This is a genomic window from Acidovorax sp. Root267 (assembly GCF_001429215.1).
Lineage (GTDB): Bacteria > Pseudomonadota > Gammaproteobacteria > Burkholderiales > Burkholderiaceae_C > Acidovorax > Acidovorax radicis.
Genome location: NZ_LMJC01000030.1, coordinates 39,516 through 59,557, shown reverse-complemented (window position 1 = coordinate 59,557; position 20,042 = coordinate 39,516). Strand labels below are relative to the sequence as shown.

At 65.7% G+C, this 20,042-nt stretch carries 17 protein-coding genes; 8 read left to right on the top strand and 9 right to left on the bottom strand.

All coding sequences use genetic code 11. The annotated features are described in order from the left end of the window. Positions 1 to 18: 18 nt before the first annotated feature. Positions 19 to 561: a hypothetical protein gene (locus ASE39_RS18930; protein ID WP_082606960.1), complete on the bottom strand. Its 543-nt coding sequence runs from the start codon at positions 559 to 561 to the stop codon at positions 19 to 21. 68 nt (positions 562 to 629) lie between these two features. On the opposite strand from ASE39_RS18930, the gene xdhC reads away from it, so the two are divergent. Both xdhC and ASE39_RS18920 read left to right on the top strand, forming a co-directional pair. Continuing rightward, positions 630 to 1,466, top strand: a complete 837-nt coding sequence (xdhC, locus tag ASE39_RS18925) for a xanthine dehydrogenase accessory protein XdhC (protein WP_057228661.1) — start codon at positions 630 to 632, stop codon at positions 1,464 to 1,466. A gap of 470 nt (positions 1,467 to 1,936) precedes the next feature. After that, on the top strand, positions 1,937 to 3,208 hold the full coding sequence (locus tag ASE39_RS18920) for a urate hydroxylase PuuD (RefSeq protein ID WP_057228659.1): 1,272 nt from the start codon (positions 1,937 to 1,939) through the stop codon (positions 3,206 to 3,208). A 40-nt stretch (positions 3,209 to 3,248) separates the two neighbouring features. Here the strand turns inward: ASE39_RS18920 and ASE39_RS18915 are convergent, their stop codons facing one another. From ASE39_RS18915 to ASE39_RS18895, 6 genes are all read right to left on the bottom strand, one after another. Further along, positions 3,249 to 3,632: a RidA family protein gene (locus ASE39_RS18915; protein WP_057272164.1), complete on the bottom strand. Its 384-nt coding sequence runs from the start codon at positions 3,630 to 3,632 to the stop codon at positions 3,249 to 3,251. Positions 3,633 to 3,716: 84 nt separating this feature from the next. Further along, complete coding sequence (locus ASE39_RS26820; protein WP_057228654.1) at positions 3,717 to 4,205, bottom strand: hypothetical protein; 489 nt, start codon at positions 4,203 to 4,205, stop codon at positions 3,717 to 3,719. Between the two features lie 7 nt (positions 4,206 to 4,212). Beyond that, positions 4,213 to 4,767: an AacA4 family aminoglycoside N(6')-acetyltransferase gene (locus ASE39_RS18905; protein ID WP_057272322.1), complete on the bottom strand. Its 555-nt coding sequence runs from the start codon at positions 4,765 to 4,767 to the stop codon at positions 4,213 to 4,215. 31 nt (positions 4,768 to 4,798) lie between these two features. Further along, the gene (locus ASE39_RS18900) at positions 4,799 to 5,281 is read right to left on the bottom strand and encodes an ASCH domain-containing protein (RefSeq protein ID WP_057272163.1); all 483 of its coding nucleotides are present in this window, start codon (positions 5,279 to 5,281) and stop codon (positions 4,799 to 4,801) included. A 97-nt stretch (positions 5,282 to 5,378) separates the two neighbouring features. Beyond that, entirely contained in the window at positions 5,379 to 5,711 is a 333-nt protein-coding gene (locus ASE39_RS26605) for a hypothetical protein (RefSeq protein ID WP_140426835.1), read from the bottom strand. A 214-nt stretch (positions 5,712 to 5,925) separates the two neighbouring features. Then, positions 5,926 to 7,770, bottom strand: a complete 1,845-nt coding sequence (locus tag ASE39_RS18895; protein ID WP_082615508.1) for a phosphodiesterase — start codon at positions 7,768 to 7,770, stop codon at positions 5,926 to 5,928. A 268-nt stretch (positions 7,771 to 8,038) separates the two neighbouring features. Here ASE39_RS18895 and ASE39_RS18890 point away from each other — a divergent pair, with 268 nt between their 5' ends. Both ASE39_RS18890 and ASE39_RS18885 read left to right on the top strand, forming a co-directional pair. Next, positions 8,039 to 8,662, top strand: coding sequence for a Crp/Fnr family transcriptional regulator (locus tag ASE39_RS18890; RefSeq protein ID WP_010461669.1), 624 nt, complete (start codon positions 8,039 to 8,041; stop codon positions 8,660 to 8,662). A gap of 317 nt (positions 8,663 to 8,979) precedes the next feature. Next, positions 8,980 to 11,088 carry a diguanylate cyclase gene (locus tag ASE39_RS18885; protein ID WP_057272161.1) on the top strand — a complete coding sequence of 703 codons (2,109 nt, stop codon included), beginning with the start codon at positions 8,980 to 8,982 and terminating at the stop codon, positions 11,086 to 11,088. Positions 11,089 to 11,279: 191 nt separating this feature from the next. Here the strand turns inward: ASE39_RS18885 and xdhB are convergent, their stop codons facing one another. Both xdhB and xdhA read right to left on the bottom strand, forming a co-directional pair. Next, positions 11,280 to 13,712: a xanthine dehydrogenase molybdopterin binding subunit gene (gene xdhB / locus ASE39_RS18880; RefSeq protein WP_057272160.1), complete on the bottom strand. Its 2,433-nt coding sequence runs from the start codon at positions 13,710 to 13,712 to the stop codon at positions 11,280 to 11,282. Then, a complete protein-coding gene (xdhA, locus tag ASE39_RS18875) occupies positions 13,709 to 15,217 on the bottom strand; it encodes a xanthine dehydrogenase small subunit (protein ID WP_057272159.1) in 1,509 nt (502 codons plus the stop codon). The genes xdhB and xdhA overlap by 4 nt, the downstream gene beginning before the upstream one ends. A 191-nt stretch (positions 15,218 to 15,408) precedes the next feature. Between xdhA and ASE39_RS18870 the strand changes: the two genes are divergently transcribed. The 4 genes from ASE39_RS18870 to ASE39_RS18855 all read left to right on the top strand — a co-directional run bounded on the left by ASE39_RS18870 (position 15,409) and on the right by ASE39_RS18855 (position 20,005). Further along, positions 15,409 to 16,341: a LysR family transcriptional regulator gene (locus tag ASE39_RS18870; protein WP_082615507.1), complete on the top strand. Its 933-nt coding sequence runs from the start codon at positions 15,409 to 15,411 to the stop codon at positions 16,339 to 16,341. A gap of 79 nt (positions 16,342 to 16,420) precedes the next feature. Beyond that, the gene (locus ASE39_RS18865; RefSeq protein WP_057272158.1) at positions 16,421 to 18,019 is read left to right on the top strand and encodes an ABC transporter ATP-binding protein; all 1,599 of its coding nucleotides are present in this window, start codon (positions 16,421 to 16,423) and stop codon (positions 18,017 to 18,019) included. After that, on the top strand, positions 18,012 to 19,085 hold the full coding sequence (locus ASE39_RS18860) for an ABC transporter permease (RefSeq protein WP_010461650.1): 1,074 nt from the start codon (positions 18,012 to 18,014) through the stop codon (positions 19,083 to 19,085). Before ASE39_RS18865 ends, ASE39_RS18860 begins: the two co-directional genes overlap by 8 nt. Further along, positions 19,085 to 20,005 (top strand): ABC transporter permease, encoded by a 921-nt coding sequence (locus ASE39_RS18855; RefSeq protein WP_057228637.1) that lies wholly within the window; start codon positions 19,085 to 19,087, stop codon positions 20,003 to 20,005. The genes ASE39_RS18860 and ASE39_RS18855 overlap by 1 nt, the downstream gene beginning before the upstream one ends. Positions 20,006 to 20,042: the final 37 nt, after the last annotated feature.

Genomic DNA, 20,042 nt, shown 5'->3' with positions numbered 1-20,042 from the left:
CGTCTCAGGGGGATGTACTTAAAGCTGCCCTTCGGTGAGCGTGTCGAGCTGAAAATGCCCACTTTTGTCCCACAGCCAAGTGTCGGTGTAGGTGACCTTGCCCATGCGCGTGGGCGCCGGGAAGGGCGCTGCAGCGCGCACGGTGCGCTCGATTTCGGCCACCACCTCGGGCGCATGGCGCGGGGCACGCATCCAGCGCAGGCGCGTGACCTTGCCGGTGCGATCGATATCGACCTCCAGCACGCCGATGGCATACAGCATGGGCGGCAGCTTGCCCTTGAACACGCGCTGCGCGTTCAGGCCGTACAGGTGGGTGGCTGCATCCTGCCGGTAGGCGCGTGCGGTGCTGGCTGCAGACGCGCGGGCCGAGCCTGCGGTGGCGGGCACAGGCCCCTTGACGCTTGGGGGTTCCGTGCTGGGCATGGTGCTGTCCTGCACAGGGGCCGGGGGCTCGGGGGCCGACTTGCAGGCCGCCACCAGCGCTGCAACGGCGGCCATGAGTCCGGCAAGCAGCCAGTGGCTGCGGTGGCTGGAAGAGCGCTCGGTGGGGGTGGGCGGCATGGTGGCTTCTGTGGACTGGAACGAGGCCCCGCAGGGCGGACGACCCTTGATGGCGTGAAGGATCTGGATTGACTGATGTACTTTTACTGCTGGACGGCCTTGCAGCCGCCCCTGCCTGTCTGGTAAGGGTGGAGTCTACCGAAGGCTCGGCCCCGCGTGAACCCGGCGCGTGGATGGCGGTGTTCGCGGACCGCATTGTGGGCACCATTGGCGGTGGCCATCTGGAGCTGCAGGCCATTGCCGAAGCCCGCCGCCGCCTGGGTGGTGGGTCGGGCCCGGCGCAGGTCCGGTCGCCGATGCGTTTTGCGCTGGGCCCGGCACTGGGGCAGTGCTGCGGCGGTGTGGTGCACCTGGGGTTTGAGCGCCTCACGGCGGCCGACCTGGCCCCCGCCGCTGGTTTGCGCGCGCGGCTGACCCCGCGCCAACACCCCGTGGCGCTGTTTGGTGGTGGCCATGTGGGCCATGCGCTGGCGCGGGTGCTGGCGCCCTTGCCCTTTGCGCTGACCTGGATCGACAGCCGGGACGGCATCTTCCCGAGCCCGGCGCCCCAAGGCGTGGTCTGCGAACATTCCGACCCGGTGCAGTTGGCCGTGCCCCGCCTGGCCCCCGGCAGCCGCGTGCTGATTATGAGTTTCAGCCACGCGGAAGACCTGGACGTGGTGGCTGCCTGCCTGCGCCGCCAGCGCGAGCAGGCCGACCTGCCTTTCATTGGGTTGATTGGCAGCAAGACCAAGTGGGCGACTTTTTCCAACCGCTTGCATGGGCGCGGCTTTGCACCGGACGAGCTGGCGCAGGTCACTTGCCCCATCGGCATCCCCGGCATTGAAGGCAAGGAGCCTGACGTGATCGCAGTGGCGGTTGCGGCGCAGCTGCTGCAGACACTGAAGGAGGCAGACCGAGGGTAATTCCGGCCCTTTCTTCCCAAGATCGGGGCTGGAATCTGGAACAAATCCTGCATACACTTTTCAACGATTCATGGGTCGCAGCGGTGCCCCGGCCAGAAACGTTCTTTCTGGCCAAGGTGCGCGACCTCAATTTCTGCTCAGAGCGCCCGCAGTGGTGAGCAGGTTGTAAGAACGTGTTTGTGATCTCTCAGGGGTCGCGCAGCGGTCTGTGCGGGATGGAATGCAAGGCGCGGTGCGCAGTGGATAGCCCGGCTATCCACAAGCGCTGCAACGCCGCAGACCACCCGCAAAGACCACTGCCCGAAGGGTTGAAGCGAAATCGGGCGATTGGACGCCCCGGCTGCTTGCATGGGCATGAGCCCATGCGGCGCATCCGAAGCGTCCACTCATCCCGATTGCGCTCCAACGCGATCCCCTGCGAGATCGCAAACACGTCCAATGCAGCGCGCCCGCGCTGCCAAGGTTGAGATATGGAAAGCTACTTTCTCGACTGGGCCAACCTGCTTTTGCGCTGGGTCCACGTCATCACCGCCATCGCCTGGATTGGCTCGTCGTTCTACTTCGTCTTTTTGGACAGCAGCCTCACGCCGCCCGAGGACGAAGACTTGAAGAAACAAGGCGTGAGCGGCGAGCTCTGGGCCGTGCACGGCGGCGGCTTCTATCACCCGGTGAAATTCGCCGTCTCGCCGCCCAAGCTGCCCGGCCACCTGCATTGGTTCTTCTGGGAGAGCTACAGCACCTGGATCAGCGGCTTCGCGTTGTTCACCGTGTCGTACCTCTACAGCGCCAGCACCTACCTCATCGACAAGTCGCGCATGGACTGGGCGCCCGCCACAGCCATCGTGGTGGCGCTCGCATTCTTCGTCGTGTTCTGGCTGCTCTACGACGCGATCTGCCGCATTTTTGGACAGAAGAAAAACGGCGACGCCATCGTGGGCGCGCTGGTGCTGGTGCTGGTGTGCATCGCCTCGTGGTTGGCCTGCCACTGGTTCGCCGGGCGCGCGGCCTTCCTGCTGGTGGGTGCCATGATCGCCACCGCCATGAGCGCCAACGTGTTCTTCTGGATCATCCCCGGCCAGCGCACCGTGATCGCGCAGATCAAGGCGGGCGAGCCCGTGGACCCGATCCACGGCAAACGCGGCAAGCAGCGCAGCGTGCACAACACCTACTTCACGCTGCCCGTGCTGTTTGCGATGCTCAGCAACCACTACAGCTTCACCTGGAGCCATCCGCAGAATTGGCTGGTGCTGATCCTGATGATGTTCGCGGGCGCCGCCATCCGCCAGTTCTTCGTGATGCGCCATGGCTACAAGCTGGGCCGCAACGGCAACCCGCTGCCCTATGCGCTGGTGGGCGTAGCGGTGATCGTGGGCGCCATCGCCTGGATGCGCCCGGCACCCGTCGCCGCTGTTGCAGCCGTGGCCACCCCTGCGCCAGCTACCGGTGTTGCTCCTGTTTCAGGAGCTACCGGGGCAGGCGCAGCGGGCGCAGGCGGCCAAATTGACTTCAAATCGGTGCAGGCTGTGCTGGAGCAGCGCTGCTACATGTGCCACGGCGAGCAGGTGCAGATGAAGAACCTGCGGCTCGATTCGCCCGCGCTGGCCCAGCAGCATGCCCAGGCCGTCTACCAGCAGGTGGTGGTGCAAAAGCTCATGCCCATGAACAACGCCACGGGCATGACGGATGCCGAGCGTGCGCTGGTCAAGCGCTGGTTCGAGGCAGGGGCGCCCACGGGGCCTTGAGGGTTACGGAGTGCAGCGTCACTCTGCGCTCAAGCGAAACCTAGCCCTTGACGACGGTAGCGTCGATCTCCACCACCTGCCCCGGGAATCCCAGGCGGGCGACACCCAGGAGCGTTGCCGGAGGCACTTGCCCGCCAAAATGCGCGGTCACGGCGCCCCAAGCCGCTGAGAGGTCGGCCTGCTCGCCGACGACGTAGACAACAAGGCGGCGAATGTCTGGCGTGGCAAACCCGTGAACCGCCAGCACCTTGCTCAGATTCGCCAGGCACTGTGATGCCTGGGCGAACGGATCACCGGGCGCCACGATCGAGCCATCGGAGGCTTGCGGCACCTGGCCTGCAAGGAAGAGCTGGCTTCCTACGCACTGCGCGTACTGATAGTGTGGTGTGACCGGCAGGCCTGAGGCGATTTCGGCTTCGTTCATGGGTGGTGCAGCGTGAGAAGTTGCGGGGTTCTTTTGTGACGCCTGGCGTTTGACATGAGGCTTGGGCCTCGTCAGTGCAGGTGCTCAGTCATGGGCCTGATGCTCAAGTTGGTACCACTGCTCACCCCCTGGCGCCCGGTTGGACACCGCCCTGACAGAGAACTTTGCAGCTGAACGGAGTATCGGTTGGGGCCGCGGACTCGCCTGCGAACTGAAGTCACCATTCCACCTCCGATGGTGCTCCACGTGCACGACTTTGGAGCTTGATCGGAAGACCAGGACGAATTCGCCTTCATTCACTTCGGCAGGCAGCGTCATGCGGCATTGGAGCCAGCCAAGTTGCAACGTCTGGCAGTTGCTCTCGCGGGTTGAGTACGGGCCAAAGGCGAACAGTTCATCCCAGTCCAGTGGGAGTACGTTTGCCAGATCTACCTCATGGACTGTCTCGGATCGAACCAGCTTGCCGAGGGCTGTGCTGAACTCACCTGCTGGCTCGGCCGTGGTACAGGCGACCAGGTTTGCGAGGACGCTCGCAAGCGCGATGGCTTTTGCGAAATTCAGGATGGGTCGCATTGGGGGGTTAGACAGCACCGCGCGCCAGCTCGAATGCCCGCCGTGTTTGAACCATGTACACAGCCGGCCCATCTGGGGTGTCTATCGTCTGCTGCGGCATGAACCCCGCCTTCTCGTAGCAGCGGATTGCTCGAAGGTTGTCCGGAGAAGGGTCGGTCTGAATCTTGGTTACCTCAGGGTCTTTGAACAGCATCTCAACAAGCGCCCGAACCAGCTTGGTTCCAATGCCTTTCCCCAGCTGCGATGGATCTGCCAGGGATTGGTCTATTCCACGGACTCCAGGATCGGTTTCATCTTCCCACCACCCGCTACCACTTCCGAGTGCGACATATGACTGCGCGTACCCCATCGGTTCGTTGTCCAGCATGGCGATGTATGGCGTGACAGACTCTTTCGCCAGAGCGCTTGGCAGGTACTCCTGCTGCACTTCAGCGAGTGTCGGCCGTGCTTCTTCTCCGCCCCACCACTCCACGATGTGAGGCCGGTTCAGCCAGTCATGGAGCATGGGAAGGTCCTGCTCGGTCATGAGGCGCAGTGTGACTGAGCCATGGTTGGTATGCATGAAAACGGACTCCGTGTTGCCCAACGGCGGGTCAGGCCGTACTTGGCCGAAGTTGATAGATGACTTTGAATTTCTCACAGGCGAGCAACATCCTCTCGTCAAACTGTCGCCCGGCGCTGGTGCACTCCTGCTCGAAGTACCGTCGATGGCCTTCAAGCCAGTAGGCGAGAGACCCGTCGCCTTCACCTTCAACGGCGGCGAATTCTGCGGTGACTTCGTTGTAGGGCACGACATCGACGGCTTGCGTCTCGATGATGCAGAGCGGCTGGCCTGACCAGGCTGTGACTATGCTGAGGTCTCCCGGCCTTGGGGGCCGTATCCCCTGATCTTCATAGGACCACAACGAGCCTGCGGTTGCACGCTTGACGCCGCGCAGCACCAGGTCGGCCAGTTCGTTGGCAAGCTTCTCGCTGTCGCCAAAGATGCAGACGTCGTAGTAGCGGCCGTGATCGGCGGTCCCTGTGGCAAGCAGGAACTCGTTCCAGAATGGGAGAAGGTGTGGGGGGACAGACATAGGTTGGTTTGCGGCCTAATGTGGAAGTGAGGGGCAGCCGGAGCGAAGGGGAGGGAACCACAAGCGCAGCTGGTGGCTGTCCCGCCCGACTGCAGGGTCAGACGCTTTCTTCACGACGGATTTCCGAAGTAACACGCTGAATCGAATACGCCTCCAATCGCGCAGGCCAGAAACCATAGGGACCAAAGCCGCCGTGATGATGGAACTCACGGGATGCGATGGGCATGGTGTTTGTGGTTTGAGCTATTCCCTGCTCTCGGACCCGTTTTCCAATCCAACGCTCAAGAGCAGCTTGGTGGGGCTGGATGCTGCCATTTCCGAAGGCTAGCCAAACGCTGGATTGATAGATGGGGCCTTCAATTTCATCATCACCTCTGCGTTCAGATTTGGGGTCGTGGAGGAGCTCGTAGCCTTCGGGCTTTGCGTTCAAAAATTCTGCGAAACACGCTTGCTGCAGCCGGACAAACTATAGCTTGCGAAGCTGAGAGGCAAAGTGACCGCACCTCCAATTCGAGCCGCGCACAGAACCCATGAACAGATGGGGCGGCGCTCCTAGGCGCGCTTGGGGCCGAGGCGAACTGGCTTGCAGCGTGGATCGCCCAGCCCCTGTACCTGACTGAACCTAGGCCACTCCCTCCACCCCCTTACGCCGCCAGCACATCCTGCAACGCCCGCGTAGCAGCCAGTGCGCCCAGGGCGGATTCAGTAAACCCACCGTGCAGCACCACCCCGGTCGCTGCCTGCTTGGCCTCGTGTTTAGCCACGGCGGCCAGGTTGGCCACTTCTTCGGCGTGCCGGAAGCGCCCGGGCGTGATGCGCACGGCACCGACGGCCAACGTGGTGCATGGAAAGAACCGCCGCACGCCATGCCGGTCTTCAGCGTGAATGCCGCCCGCCAGCCGGGCGCCGTCGTCAAACAGCGTGACGGCCTCGCGTGCGAATTCATCCACGATGTTCTTGCAGCGCTGCAGCCAGTTGCTGCTCTGGAAGACCAGCATGAAATCATCGCCCCCCACATGGCCCACGAAGTCGCGCCGCGCGTCGCAGTGCGCCGTGGCCAGGCGGGCCACCAGTCGGATCATTTGGTCGCCGCGCCAGTAGCCGTAGTGGTCGTTGAAGGGCTTGAAGTTGTTCAGGTCGGCATAGCAGGCCACAAACTCGGTGCCGCTTTCCAGCAGGCGCTGCATGTGCAGGCTGATGGGAATGTTGCCGGGCAGAAAGGTCAGCGGGTTGGCGTGCCGCGCGGCTTCGATGCGGGTCTCGGTCACGGCGCGCACCAGCTGGTCGCCCGTGCCCAGGCCCAGGTAGCGGCCGTTGTCGGTGACGATGTAGCCGTCGTTCAGGTAGCGCTGGTCCTGCGAGGTGAGGATGCCCACGAGCTGGTCCACATCGCAGTCCAGCTCGACCACGCGCGGTGCATGGTTGGCAAATGCCAGGCACGATTTGCGGCCGTGCACTTCGCGGAAGTACAGCGTGGCGTAGTGGTTCATGAACTGCTGGCGGTTGATGAGCGCCACGGGGCGGGTGCCATCGACCACGGCCAGTGCATGCAGGTCGGTGTGCTGGTGGAAGATCGCGGCCACCGCATCGTTGCTGGTGGCGGGCGCGGCCGTGGGGGCTTGCACCACCAGCAGGCTGCGCAGAATGCCGGGGCGTGCCGTCTGGCCCAGGTAGGGCAGCACGGCCACGCGGCGGTCCTGCATCACGTCCAGCGCGGGGCCATCGACGGCCTCGCGCGGCGCCCTGGCCGGGCGGCCCAGCAGCCATCCCTGGCCGTAAGGAACGTCCAGGTCGCGCAGTGCGCGCAGGTCGTCGCGCGTCTCGATGCCTTCGGCAATCAGCTTGGTGCCAAACACATGGGCGATGCCCTTGATCGCCTGCAGCATCTGCAGGTTCTCGGGCTGGTTGCTGATGTCGCGGATGAAATACTTGTCGATCTTCACGAAGTCGGGCTTGACCTCGGACCACAGTCGCAGGCTGGAGCGGCCGTCGCCAAAGTCATCGAGCGCCATGCGCGCGCCGCAGGCGTGCACGGCCTTGATGGCCTGGCGCAGCTGGGGCATGTCGGTCACGCGTTCGTGTTCGGTGATCTCCAGCACCAGCATGCGGGCGCTCACGCCAAAGCTGCGCACCGTCTCCCCCAGCATCGGTGCGCCCACCAGGGCCACGCCGTGCACCAGCGCGTCGGCGCTGATATTCACGAACACGCGGCCTGGGGCCTCCTGCTCGCCCCACTGCTGCAGGGCGGTGAACACGCACAGCAGCTCGAAGTCCTGCAGGATGTGTTCGCTCCGGGCCAGCTCCAGCAAGGCATCGGGGGTATGTAAAGGGGTGTCCTGCGGTCCCCGGATCAGGGCTTCATGGGCGTACACACTGCCTTCGCGCAGATCGGCGAGGGGCTGAAAAACGCAGTGCAATCCCCCTGCGCGCATGAGTTGTGCCAGGGGCCCCGTGCCATGGCGCGCAGCCGGGGACAACAAGGCCATCATGGCCTCCAGTCGGCTCCAAGGGGGGTTGTGCGTCACGGTGGGTCGGTGGTCTCTGGGCAAGGTGTCCACCATACCGGCGGGGTGTGACAACCTGGTTACATACTGTTTCGAATGGCTGCTCCATCCTTTTGCTGGGTTGGGGGTGAAGAGGGCGCTCCTGCGGCTTTCTGTGCGTTGGCGCAATCCCCGGGCGGTGCGGCGCTGCCGTGAGGGCGCGGTTTGATCTTGCTCAATGCCCGGCGTGCCGGGGCGCGGCACAGTCCGTTCCATGCTGCCCTCTACCTATTTCTCACTGCCCGCCGAAACCGAGGTCCTTGCCGCCGGTGAAGTGCTGCGCAGGCGCAACGAGGTGCTGACATCCGTGCTGCACCTGGAAAGTGGCCGCGTGCTGCGCGGCGTGCTGGACGATGGCTACCTGCGCCACCAATTGGGGGCCGTGGAAGGGCCGTTCTGGCTGGACGCCGCGTCGGCCCTGATGGGCATGCCGCTGCCGGTGGACATGGTGGCCGACACCCGCGTGCAGGTGCGTCGCCTGCCGATTGAGGAGTTCCGCCGCAGCCTCGCAGAAATGCCGGCGGGTGCCCGGGGCCTGTTGCTCGACATGGCGCAGGGTTACCGCCAGCAGTCCGAGCTGGCGGTGAGCCGCCTTGCGCAGGATGCCGAATCGCGCTGCGCGCAGTGGCTTCTCAAACATGCCGAGCCCGACCACAGCGGCACCATGCAGGTCACGCTGCACCAGCGCAAGCGCCTGATTGCGGCGCAACTCGGCATCGCCCCCGAGACCTTCTCGCGCGTGCTGCGCCATCTGCGGGAGCTGGGCCTCATCCACGGGACGGGCAACGTCCTGAACCTGCCCCAGCCCCGGGCGCTGCAGTCCATGGCCGGTTGCTGAACTGAACCCAGCGTGGATGGCTTCGGCGCCGCGCGAAAAATAGCGCGCACCGCCCTCGCTACTGGCGCGCTGCCCGCCAGCGCACCCGTGGAACTGGCTTTGCCAGGCCACTGGGTGCGTCCCCCTCAGGGAGAAGCCGCGCAGCGGCTCAGGGGGGCGTCCTTGTCAGGGTTTGTCCTTGGGTTTCACTGAGGGTTCCACCCAAGCCCCGGGCTGCAGGGGCTGCGTATATTTGTTGGGACCTGTCCGGTTTGACCTGTCCCCATGCCCAACGCCACCTTACTGCGCCCGCTTGGCGCCCCCCGCGCGGAGTGTCCATGACGCCCCCGACCCACCCCGTGCCGCCACAGGACGCACCGGGCTGGTGGATGCCTGGGGCGTTGGTGCTGCGGCTGGTGCTGGTGGCGGTGCTGGCCGTGGGGTTGTCCGGGGCGGTGTCGGCGTGGTTGGTCACGCGCGCTTCGGGGCAGGAGGCCATGCGGCGCGTCGTCAGCCAGCAGACGGATGAGGTGGAGGTGGTCGCCCGCCTGCTCGCCAGCAAGATCGAACAGAGCCAGAAGGTGCTGCGCACCGTGGCCGCTGGCATCACACCGGGCATGCTCGAATCTCCCTCCACCCTGGAATGGCTGCTGCAGCAGGGCCTGCCTGCCGTGCAATTCTTTGATGCGATGCAGGTGGCCCGCGACAACGGCGAACTGCGGTTGAACCTGCGGGGGGGGCGACTGGACAAGGCCTCCAACCTGGACCCGGCCGAGCGCGATGCGTTGCGCCGCACCCTCATCGACGGCAAGCCGCTGGTGTCCGAACTGATCGCAGGGCGCACCAGCGATGCACGTGTGATGTTCACCATGCCACTGCACCGCGAAGATGGCACCGTGCTGGGCGTGGTGGCCGGCGCGTTGCGCCTGCAGTCGCAGGGGCTGCTGCCGCCGTCCATGACGCTGCCGGCGCGCGATGATTCGCGGCTTCTCGTTTTCACGCGCGACGGCACCATCCTGTCGCATTCGGACCCGGCGCGCATCATGGGCAAGGTGAGCGATGAGGCGGGGCTTGCGCCCGTTTACAGCCGCTGGTTGGACCAGGCACAGCCCGTGGTGGGGCGGGGGACGACCCATCTGGAGGCCCAGCACATCGTCAGCATGGCGGGCATGCCGCTGCCGCAGTGGATCGTGGCGCGGGTCAGCCCCTCGCAGGCGCTGCTAGCGCCGCTGCAGGGAGCGCAACGTGAAGCCTGGTGGCTGGCTGCTGCCAGCATGGCGCTGTGCATGCTGCTCGTGGCCGTGCTCATGGCCTGGATGGCGCAGCCGTTGGCACAGCTCACCCACAGTGCCCGCCAGATGCTGCGGCGTGGCGCGCGGCCTGGCCCGCTGCAGGACCACATCGCTTGGCCACGTGCGGGCGGCGAGGTGGGCGAACTGGTGCGCATGTTCCAGGGCATGGTGCAGCAGGGCAGCCTGCAGCAACAGCACAAGGCCACGCTGGATGGGCAGTTCCAGGCCGTGCTGGACAGCGCCTCCGTGGGCATCGTCATCTCGCGCCATGGCATCCTGGAGGTGGTGAGCCGCCAGGCCTGCCTGATGCTGGGCTACACCGAGGGCGAGTTGCAAGGCCACCCCGCCCGCGCCCTGTATGCCAACGATGCCGAATACGACCGCATCGGCGAGCGTGTGCAGGCCGAGTTTGCCGCACATGGCGTCTTCGATGGCGATGTCTGCTTCATGCGCAAGGACGGCTCGCCCGTGTGGGCCCGTGTGCAGGGCCGTGGCGTCCGGCGCGACGAGATGGAGGGCGGCACCGTCTGGATCCTGGAGGACATCACCGCAGCGCGCGAGGCGCAGATGCAGCAGGCGTGGGAGCGCACGCACGATGCGCTGACGCGGCTCTACAACCGCAATGCCTTTGACGAGCGCCTGGGCCTGCTGCTGGCCGAACGCTCGGCGCGCCCGCGTGCGCCGGATGCACAGAGCAGCGAAATTGCCGGGGACGGCGTGGTGCTGTTTCTGGACCTGGACCATTTCACCGTGGTCAATGACATCGCCGGCCATGACGCCGGCGACGATGTGCTGCGCCACGTGGCCCGCTTGCTCGAATCCCAGGTGCGCCAGATCGGCTGGGCCGCGCGGCTGGGCGGCGACGAGTTTGCGGTGGTGCTGCCCGGCTGCGCGCTGGCACGCGGCCAGGCCGTGGCCGAGCAATTGCGCGCGTCGGTCCAGGCCTGGGAGCCGTCGTACCAGGGGCGCAGCTTCACGCTGGGGGTGAGCATCGGGCTTGTGGTGCTCGATGCGAGTCTGCAGGACGTGCCCTCGGTGCTGTATGCGGCCGACATGGCGTGCTACGACGCCAAGCGCGCAGGGCGCAACCGGGTGGAGACACGCCATGCGAGCCAGGCCACGGCTTCAGGGCGCATGGCGCTGGGGCCTGCTTGAGGAGTTTTTTGCCGCTAGCGCTTGTTGGATATGCGTTGGTAGCTATTGTTTTTGTAGTGAATGGCGTGCCTGTCGGGATGGCGGGCGCTGGGGGCAAATCCCAGGCTCCGTCACTTCAGCCAGGGACTGTGATTGCTGCAAAAAATATAGCTAATGGCGCTTTCCCAATAGGCGACAGGGCCTGAAAAGTCTCAATTTTCCAAACGGCCCAAGGCCTTCAGCACATTCTCCGCAGTCGCCGGCGCCGTCAACACCACCGGCGCCGCCGCATTCGCACCCAAGCGCCCCGCCGCCACGGCATTGCGCAGGGCCTCATACACGCTGATCGCCAACATGAACGGTGGTTCGCCCACCGCCTTGCTGCCGCCCACGTTGTCCTCCCGGTTGGCCTCGGGCCACAGTTCCACCTTGAAGTGTTGGGGGATGTCCCCCGTCGCCGGGATCTTGTAGGTGCTCGGTGCGTGCGTTGTCAGGGTGCCCTTGTCGTTCCACACCAGCTGCTCGGTGGTCAGCCAGCCCATGCCTTGGATAAAACCGCCTTCGATCTGACCGATGTCGATGGCCGGGTTGATGCTGTGGCCCACGTCGTGCAGGATGTCCACGCGGGTCACGCGGCTTTCGCCGGTGAGCGTGTCGATGACCACCTCGGAACACGCCGCACCATAGGCAAAGTAGTAAAACGGCCGGCCCGTGAGCGTGGCCTTGTCGTAGTGGATCTTGGGCGTGCGGTAGAAACCGTCGCTCCACAGCTGGATGCGGTTGGCGTAGGCCTCTTTCACCACATCGTCGAACTGCCGCACTTTTTTGGGCGAGATCACCTGTCCGCCCGCGAACTGGATCGCACCCGCGCCGCAGCCATCGAGCCCGCAGACATAGGCCGCCAGGTTGTCGCGCACATGGCGCGCGGCGAACTGCGCGGCACGGCCGTTCAGGTCGGTGCCGCTCGATGCTGCGGTGGCGCTGGCGTTGGGCACCTTGCTGGTGTCGCTGGCGGTGACGAGCACGCGGGAGAGCGGAACGCCCAGCTCGTCGGCCACGATCTGCGCCACCTTGGTGTGCAGGCCCTGGCCCATTTCGGTGCCGCCGTGGTTCACCTGCACGCTGCCGTCGGTGTACACATGCACCAGCGCGCCAGCCTGGTTGAACAGCGTGGCGGTGAAGCTGATGCCGAACTTGACGGGCGTGATGGCCAGCCCGCGTTTGAGCACGGGCTGCTGCGCGTTCCACGCGGCGATTCGGGCCTGGCGCTGGCGGTAGTCGGCGTCGCGTTCCAGCTGGGGCATCAGCGCATGCAGGATGTTGTCCTCCACCGTCATCTGGTAGTGCGTCACATTGCGGCCGTCGGATGCATCCTTGCCGTACAGGTTGGCCAAACGCACGTCCTGCGCATCGCGGCCCAGCGCGCGGGCGATGTCGCCCAGGATGGCCTCGATCACGATCACGCCCTGTGGCCCGCCAAAGCCCCGGAACGCGGTGTGGCTCTGCGTGTTGGTCTTGCAGCGGTACGAGGCGATTTCCACATCGCTGAGGTAGTAGGCGTTGTCGCTGTGGAACACGGCGCGGTCGGCCACGGGGCCCGACAGATCCGCGCTGAAGCCGCAGTTGGCCGCCATCTGGAGCTTGAGGCCCGTGATGCGGCCGGTGTCGTCAAAACCCACGTCGTACTCGTACGCGAAGGGATGGCGTTTGCCGGTGACCATGAAGTCTTCATCGCGGTCCAGCCGCAGCTTGACGGCGCGGCCGAACTTGTTCGCAGCCACGGCGGCCCACACGGCCAGGTGGCCGGCCTGGGTCTCCTTGCCGCCAAAGCCGCCGCCCATGCGCCGGCATTCCACACGCACGGCGTGGTTGTCCAGCCCCAAGGCGTGCGCCACCCAGTGCTGCACTTCGCCGGGGTGCTGGGTGCTGGAATAGATCCACCACTGCTTTTGCTCCAGCGGCAGCGCGTAGGCGATCTGGCCTTCCAGATAGAAGTGTTCTTGCCCGCCCACCTCGAACGCGCCCTGCAGGCGGTGCGCCGATTGGGCAAGGCCCGTGGCGGCGTCGCCCCGGCGCACGAACACGGGGGGCAGCACGTAGCTCTTGGCCTTCAGCGCGTCGTGCACCGAGAGCACGGCGGGCAGTGGGGTGATGTCGAGCTGCACGGCGCGCACGGCGCGGCGCGCCTGCATCACCGAATCGGCCACCACCAGGCCGATCACCTGTCCGATGTGCTGCACGGTGTCGTGCGCAAACACGGGCTCGTCGTGCGCAAAGGCGGCCAGCAGCTTGTCGCCAGGCACGTCTGCCGCCAGCACCACGCCGCGCACGCCGGGCAGGGCCAGGGCGGCACTGGCGTCGACGCCGTTCAAGGTGCCGTGGGCCACGGTGGAGAGGATGGGCGCGGCGTACAACGTGCCCTTCACCTCCGGCAGGTCGTCGATGTAGTGGGCCGCACCGGCTACCTGGGCGCGGGCGCTTTCGTGGACGTGCGACTGGCCCATGGCGCGGGTGCTGGCAGGCGCGCTGGGCTGCGGGGCTGCCAGGGGTTCGGCAGCGTGGGCATCGGCGGCAGCAGCCACGGGGCTGTCCACGGCATCGCGGCTCACGGGCAGGCCGCCGGGCAGGGTTTCGCGCTGGTTCATACGGCTTCCTCCAGGCGGAAGTTCTCCACGCTCACCGCCTCTTCGCCCTGGCTCTCCAGCCAGAAGCGCTGCAACAGGCTGGCCAGCACCGTGCGGCGGTAGGCACCGCTGGCACGCATGTCCGAGATGGGGTTGAACTCGCCCTGCAGCGCTTGCGCGGCGCGGGCAATGGTGTCGGCGTTCCACGGCTGGCCGGTCAGCGCGGCTTCGGTCTGGCGGGCGCGGGCCGGGGTGGCGGCCACGCCACCCGCGCCGATACTGGCGCGGCGCACCACGTCGGCTTCGATATCGAGGTTGATGACAAGGCAGACGGCAGAAATATCGTCGTCGAAGCGCTTGGAAATCTTGTAAGCCCGAAGCACTTCCGTGACACCCGGCCTGGGCACCACGATGCGCGCCAGCAGCTCGTCGGGCGCCATCACGTTTTGCCGGTAGCCGGTGTACAGGTCTTCCAGCGCCATGGCGCGTTCGCCGCGCACGCTGGCCAGCACCACCTGGGCGCGCAGGGCGATCAAGAGCGGCATCGAGTCGCCAATGGGCGAGCCGTTGGCCACATTGCCCCCCAGCGTGCCCGAGTTGCGCACGGGCAGGCCCGCAAAGCGCGTGGCAAAGGTGTGCAGCTGCGGCCACTGCGCCGTCAGCGCCGCGAAGGCGTCGGTCAGGGTGACGGCGGCGCCGAGGGTGATGTGGTGCGCGTCCTGCTGAACCTGTCGCAGCTCGGCCACGCGGGTCACGTCCAGGATGCGTTCGTACTGCTTGTGTTGCTTGGTCACCCACAGGCCCACGTCGGTGCAGCCTGCCACCACCTGCGCCGCAGGGTGTGTCGCCCGCGCGGCCAGCAGATCAGGCAGTGTGGTGGGTGAAATATAAGAAGAATTGGCCTCTGGCGCTGGATGGTGAAGCGCGAGTAGCTCCAATTTTTGTAGCAAAAGAGGTTCATTCACCACCATCGCGGGCAAGGCGGCCATGTGCTGCGCGGCGTCCAGGATGGGGCGGTAGCCAGTGCAGCGGCACAGGTTGCCGGAGAGTTCTTCCTGCGCCAGTTCGCGGGTGATGGGTTGGCCGTGGCAGACATGCTTCTGGTACATGCCAAAGAGGCTCATGACGAAACCGGGGGTGCAGAAGCCGCATTGGGAGCCATGGCACTGGACCATCGCTTCCTGAGCGGGATGCAAGGTGATGGATTGCCTAGCAGCGGGGGCTGCATCGCCCACCGGCTGGATCAACGGGTCTTCCGCCAGGTCCTCCACCGTCCACAGCGCCATGCCGTGGACCGAATGTGCCAGCCGGATGCAGCTGTTCACCGCGCTGTAGTGCACCTTGCCGTCCCGCGCCTCGCCCAGCACCACGGTGCAGGCGCCGCAGTCGCCTTCGCCGCAGCCTTCCTTGGTGCCGGTGTGGCCCAGGTCTTCGCGCAGCACCTCCAGCAGCGTGCGGTCGGGTGGTACATTGCCCAGCGCCACGGGCTGGCCGCGGCGCAGGAATTGCAAGGTTTGGGTGGTCATGACGGAGGCCGCTTCTTCGATTGCTATCAATTCATGAGGACTTACGCACATCGGGATGCAACGGCTGCATTGCCTTGGAGCGATGCGGCTTGCCTGAGCCCTGTTTTGCGCAAGTCGTGTTCATCAGAGGGTAGGGCGCCCAATGGCCGCCAGCATAAGTACAAGCTTATGACATCAATGCACGCACTGCTATGAGAGACCACGCCCTTTTCGACAAGATAGACCTCCATCTCATAAGGGTCTTGCACACCGTGCTCACTGAACGCAGCGTATCGAGGGCCGCCGTCCGCCTGGGCATGCACCAGCCGGCGGTGTCGGCTGCGCTCAAACGGCTGCGCGACCTGTCGGGCGACCCGCTCTTGGTGCGTTCGGGCGCCAGCATGATGCCCACCGATGCCGCGCTGCGCATGGTGGAGCCCGCCGGTGCCATCCTGCGATCGGCCGAGGCGCTGTTCTCGGATGCGCGCGGGTTCGACCCCCGTACCTCTACCCGCACCTTCCGCGTGGCCGCCAGCGACTATCTGGACCCGCTCTTCCTGCCCCAGCTGGTCGCACGCCTCAAGGTCGAGGCCCCTTTGTGCCCCATCGAAATCCTGCCCCTGTCGGCCGACACGCACTACCACGCGCACCTGGCGCAGGGCGAGGTGGATGTGGTGATCGGCAACTGGCCCCAGCCGCCGGACGACCTGCACATGGGCCGCCTGTTTGGCGACGAGGTGGTGTGCCTGGTCGGCAAGGACCACCCCGCCGTGCGGCGTGGCTGGGACGTGGAAAGCTGGCTGGCGGTCGAGCACATTGCCCCCACCCCCACCCATCCCGGCGCACGCGGCGTGATCGACGCGCACCTGGACAGCCTGGGCATGCAGCGCCACATCACGGCGCGCTGCGCGCATTTCAGCCTGATCCCCAGCATCGTGGCATCGAGCTTGCTTGTGCTGACCACGGGCCGCCAATATTGCGAACGTTATGTAGACCAATTGCCGCTGGCCATCCTGCCGTGCCCGGTGCCGTTTCCCCGGCTCATGTACTACCAGCTCTGGCATGCGCGCACGCACCACTCGGCGGCGGCGGCCTGGCTGCGTGACTGTGTGAAGAATGTGGCTGCTTCGCTACGAAAAGAATAGCTGCTGGCGCATGCTGAACAAGCGCAAGAAGGTGTTTTCATTCTTATAACAAGTTGTAAAACTGAGAGACAATCCCCGCATGAGTTCACCTCCTACTTCTCCCGCTCCGGGGGCGCCACCACCCCGGTTGCAGCTGACGGGCATTACCAAGCGCTACCCGGCCGTGGTGGCCAACAGCGGTGTGTCGCTCACGGTGCTGCCCGGCGAGATCCACGCCGTGCTGGGCGAGAACGGCGCGGGCAAGTCCACGCTGATGAAGATCATCTACGGCTCGGTCAAGCCCGACGAAGGCAGCGTGTTCTTCAACGGCCAGGCCGTGCAGGTGCGCAACCCGCAGGAGGCGCGGGCGCTGGGCATTGCCATGGTGTTCCAGCACTTCAGTTTGTTCGACACGCTCACCGTGGCCGAGAACGTCTGGCTGGGCCTGGACAAGAGCCTGACGCTGGCCGAGGTCACGCAGCGCATCACCGCCAAGGCGGCTGAATACGGCCTCGACATTGACCCGTTGCGCCCCGTGCACACGCTGAGCGTGGGCGAAATGCAGCGTGTGGAAATCATCCGCGCGCTGCTCACCAACCCCAAGGTGCTGATCCTGGACGAACCCACGTCGGTGCTCACGCCGCAGGCAGTCGAAAAGCTCTTCGTGGTGCTGCGAAAGCTGGCCAGTGAGGGCTGCAGCATCCTTTACATCAGCCACAAGCTGCACGAGATCCGTGCGCTGTGCACCGCCTGCACCGTGCTGCGTGGTGGCAAGGTGACGGGTGTGTGCAACCCGGCGGAAGAATCGAATGCGTCCTTGTCGCGCCTGATGATCGGCGCCGAGCCGCCCGCGCTGGAGCACCGTGCCGTACAGACTGGCGCCACGGTGCTGCGCGTGCAGGGCCTGTCGCTGCCGCGCGCAGACCAGTTTGGGGTGGACTTGATCGACCTGCAGTTCGAGGTGAAGGCGGGCGAAGTAGTGGGCATTGCCGGTGTCTCGGGCAATGGCCAGAAAGAATTGCTCTATGCCCTGTCGGGCGAAGATCAGCGGGCCGAGCCGACCAGCATCCAGGTCTCGGGCCAGAACGCAGGCCGCATGGCTCCCAACCAGCGCCGGGCGCTGGGCTTGCATTTTGTGCCCGAAGAGCGCCTGGGGCGCGGTGCCGTGCCCACCATGGGCCTGGCGCACAACCTGCTGCTCACGCGCACCAATTCGGTCAGCGGCAGTGGCTGGATCAAGGTGGGCGCGCTGCAAAAGCATGCAGAGGACATCATCCAGCGCTTCAACGTCAAGGCCGGTGGCCCCCATGCAGCGGCCAAGTCGCTGTCGGGGGGCAACCTGCAAAAGTTCATCGTGGGGCGCGAGATCGACGCCAACCCGAAACTGCTCATCGTCTCGCAACCCACCTGGGGCGTGGACGTGGGCGCTGCCGCGCAGATTCGCGGATCGATCCTGGCATTGCGCGATGCGGGCTGCGCGGTGCTGGTGGTCAGTGAGGAGCTGGACGAATTGTTTGAAATCTGCGACCGGCTGCATGTGGTGGCCAAGGGGCGCCTGTCGCCGCAGGTGGCACGCGCGGACGCCACGGTGGAACGCATAGGCGAATGGATGAGCGGCCTGTGGCATGCCGATGTGCAGGCCCACCTGGCCCAGCAGCATCAACAACAGGCGCAGGCCGGGGAGGCGCAGCATGCTTAAGCTGGAACCCCGTCCCCAGGCTTCTGGCTGGTGGACCTATGGCTCSCCGCTGCTGGCGCTGGCGGTCACCGTGCTGATTGGTGTGGCCTTGTTCGTGGCGCTGGGCAAGGACCCGGTGCGCGGGCTGCAGGTGTTCTTTTGGGAGCCGGTCAGGACGCCGTATGCCATCGGTGAACTCATGGTCAAGGCCACGCCGCTGCTACTCATTGCACTGGGGCTGGCGGTCTGTTTTCGCTCCAATGTGTGGAACATCGGCGCAGAGGGTCAGTTTGTGATCGGCGCGGTCACGGCGGGGGGCATGGCCCTGTTGGCCGACAAGACCACCGGCCCCTGGATCGTGCCCGCCATCCTGCTCGCCGGCGTGCTGGGCGGCATGGTCTGGGCAGGGCTCACGGCGCTGCTGCGCGACAAGTTCAACGCCAATGAAATCCTGGTGAGCCTGATGCTGGTCTATGTGGCCACACTGGTGCTGGGCTACCTGGTCTACGGCCCGTGGAAAGACCCCATGGGCTACAACTTTCCGCAGACCAAGACCTTCGAAAAAGTGACGCAGATCCCGCGCCTGATGCAGGGCTCGCGGGTGTCCATCGGCCTTTTGCTGGCGCTGGCTGGCGCGGCGGCGCTGTGGGTGTTTCTGTTTCGCACCCGTGCGGGCTTTGCCCAGCAGGTGGGCGGCCTGGCCCCGGCGGCGGCGCGGTATGCCGGTTTCTCGTCGCGCAAGGCGTTGTGGACGGCACTGTTGATATCCGGTGGCGCGGCAGGCCTGGCAGGCGCACTGGAGGTGGCAGGGCCGATTGGCCAGCTCACGCCCTACGTGCCGGCAGGCTACGGCTTTGCAGCCATCATCGTCGCCTTTGTGGGGCGGTTGCACCCGGTGGGCATGATTCTTTCGGCCATCCTCATGAGCATGTTCTACATCGGTGGCGAGCTGGCGCAGTCGCGCATGGGGTTGCCCAAGTCGCTCACGGGCGTGTTCCAGGGGCTGCTGCTGTTCACGCTGCTGGCGTGCGACACATTGATTGCCTACCGCGTGCGCTGGGTCGGCAGCAAGAAAGGAGGTGTCTGATGGAGTCTTATGCACTGCTCATTGGCGCCACGCTCAGCGCAGGCACCGTGTTGGCCATTGCAGCCCTGGGCCTCCTGATCAATGAGAAGGCAGGCATCGTCAACCTCGGTGCCGAGGGCATGATGCTTTGCGCGGCCATTGCGGGTTTCGCCACCGTGGTGCACACCGGCAACACCTGGCTCGGGTTTGCGGCGGGCATGGCAGCCGGGGCGATTCTTGCCGCCATCTTTGGCGTGCTCGTGATCTGGCTCAACACCAACCAGTACGCCACGGGGCTGGCGCTCAGCCTGTTCGGGGTGGGCTTCTCGGCGTTTGCAGGCATCAGCTATGTGCAGGCCAAGCTGCCGGAGCTGCCCAAGTACGCGATCCCCGTGCTGGGCGATGTGCCGCTGCTCGGCCCCGCGCTGTTCCAGCAGCATCCTCTGGTGTACATCACCATGCTGCTGGTGGCGGGGCTGATCTGGTTCCTGTACCGCTCGCGCGCCGGTCTCGTGCTGCGCTCGGTGGGCGAGTCGCCTGAGTCCGCCCATGCGCTGGGATACCCGGTGCGGCGCATCCGGCTGGCGGCCGTGGTGGTGGGCGGTGCCTTGTGCGGGCTGGCGGGTGCGTACATCTCCACCGTCTACACCCCGCTGTGGGTCGAGGGCATGGTGGCCGGGCGCGGCTGGATTGCGCTGGCGCTCACCACCTTTGCCACCTGGCGCCCGGCACGGGTGTTGCTTGGTGCCTACCTGTTTGGCGGCGTGACCATGCTGCAGTTCCACTTGCAGGCCACGGGCGTGCAGGTGGCCAGCCAGTTGCTGAGCATGCTGCCGTATGTGGCCACCATCGTGGTGCTGGCGCTGATCTCGCGCAATCCGGCGTGGATCCGCATCAACATGCCTGCCTCGCTGGGCAAGCCGTTTTATCCGGGCAGCTGAAATGGAAGGCCGCTGCCACAAATGCTGGTTACCCAGC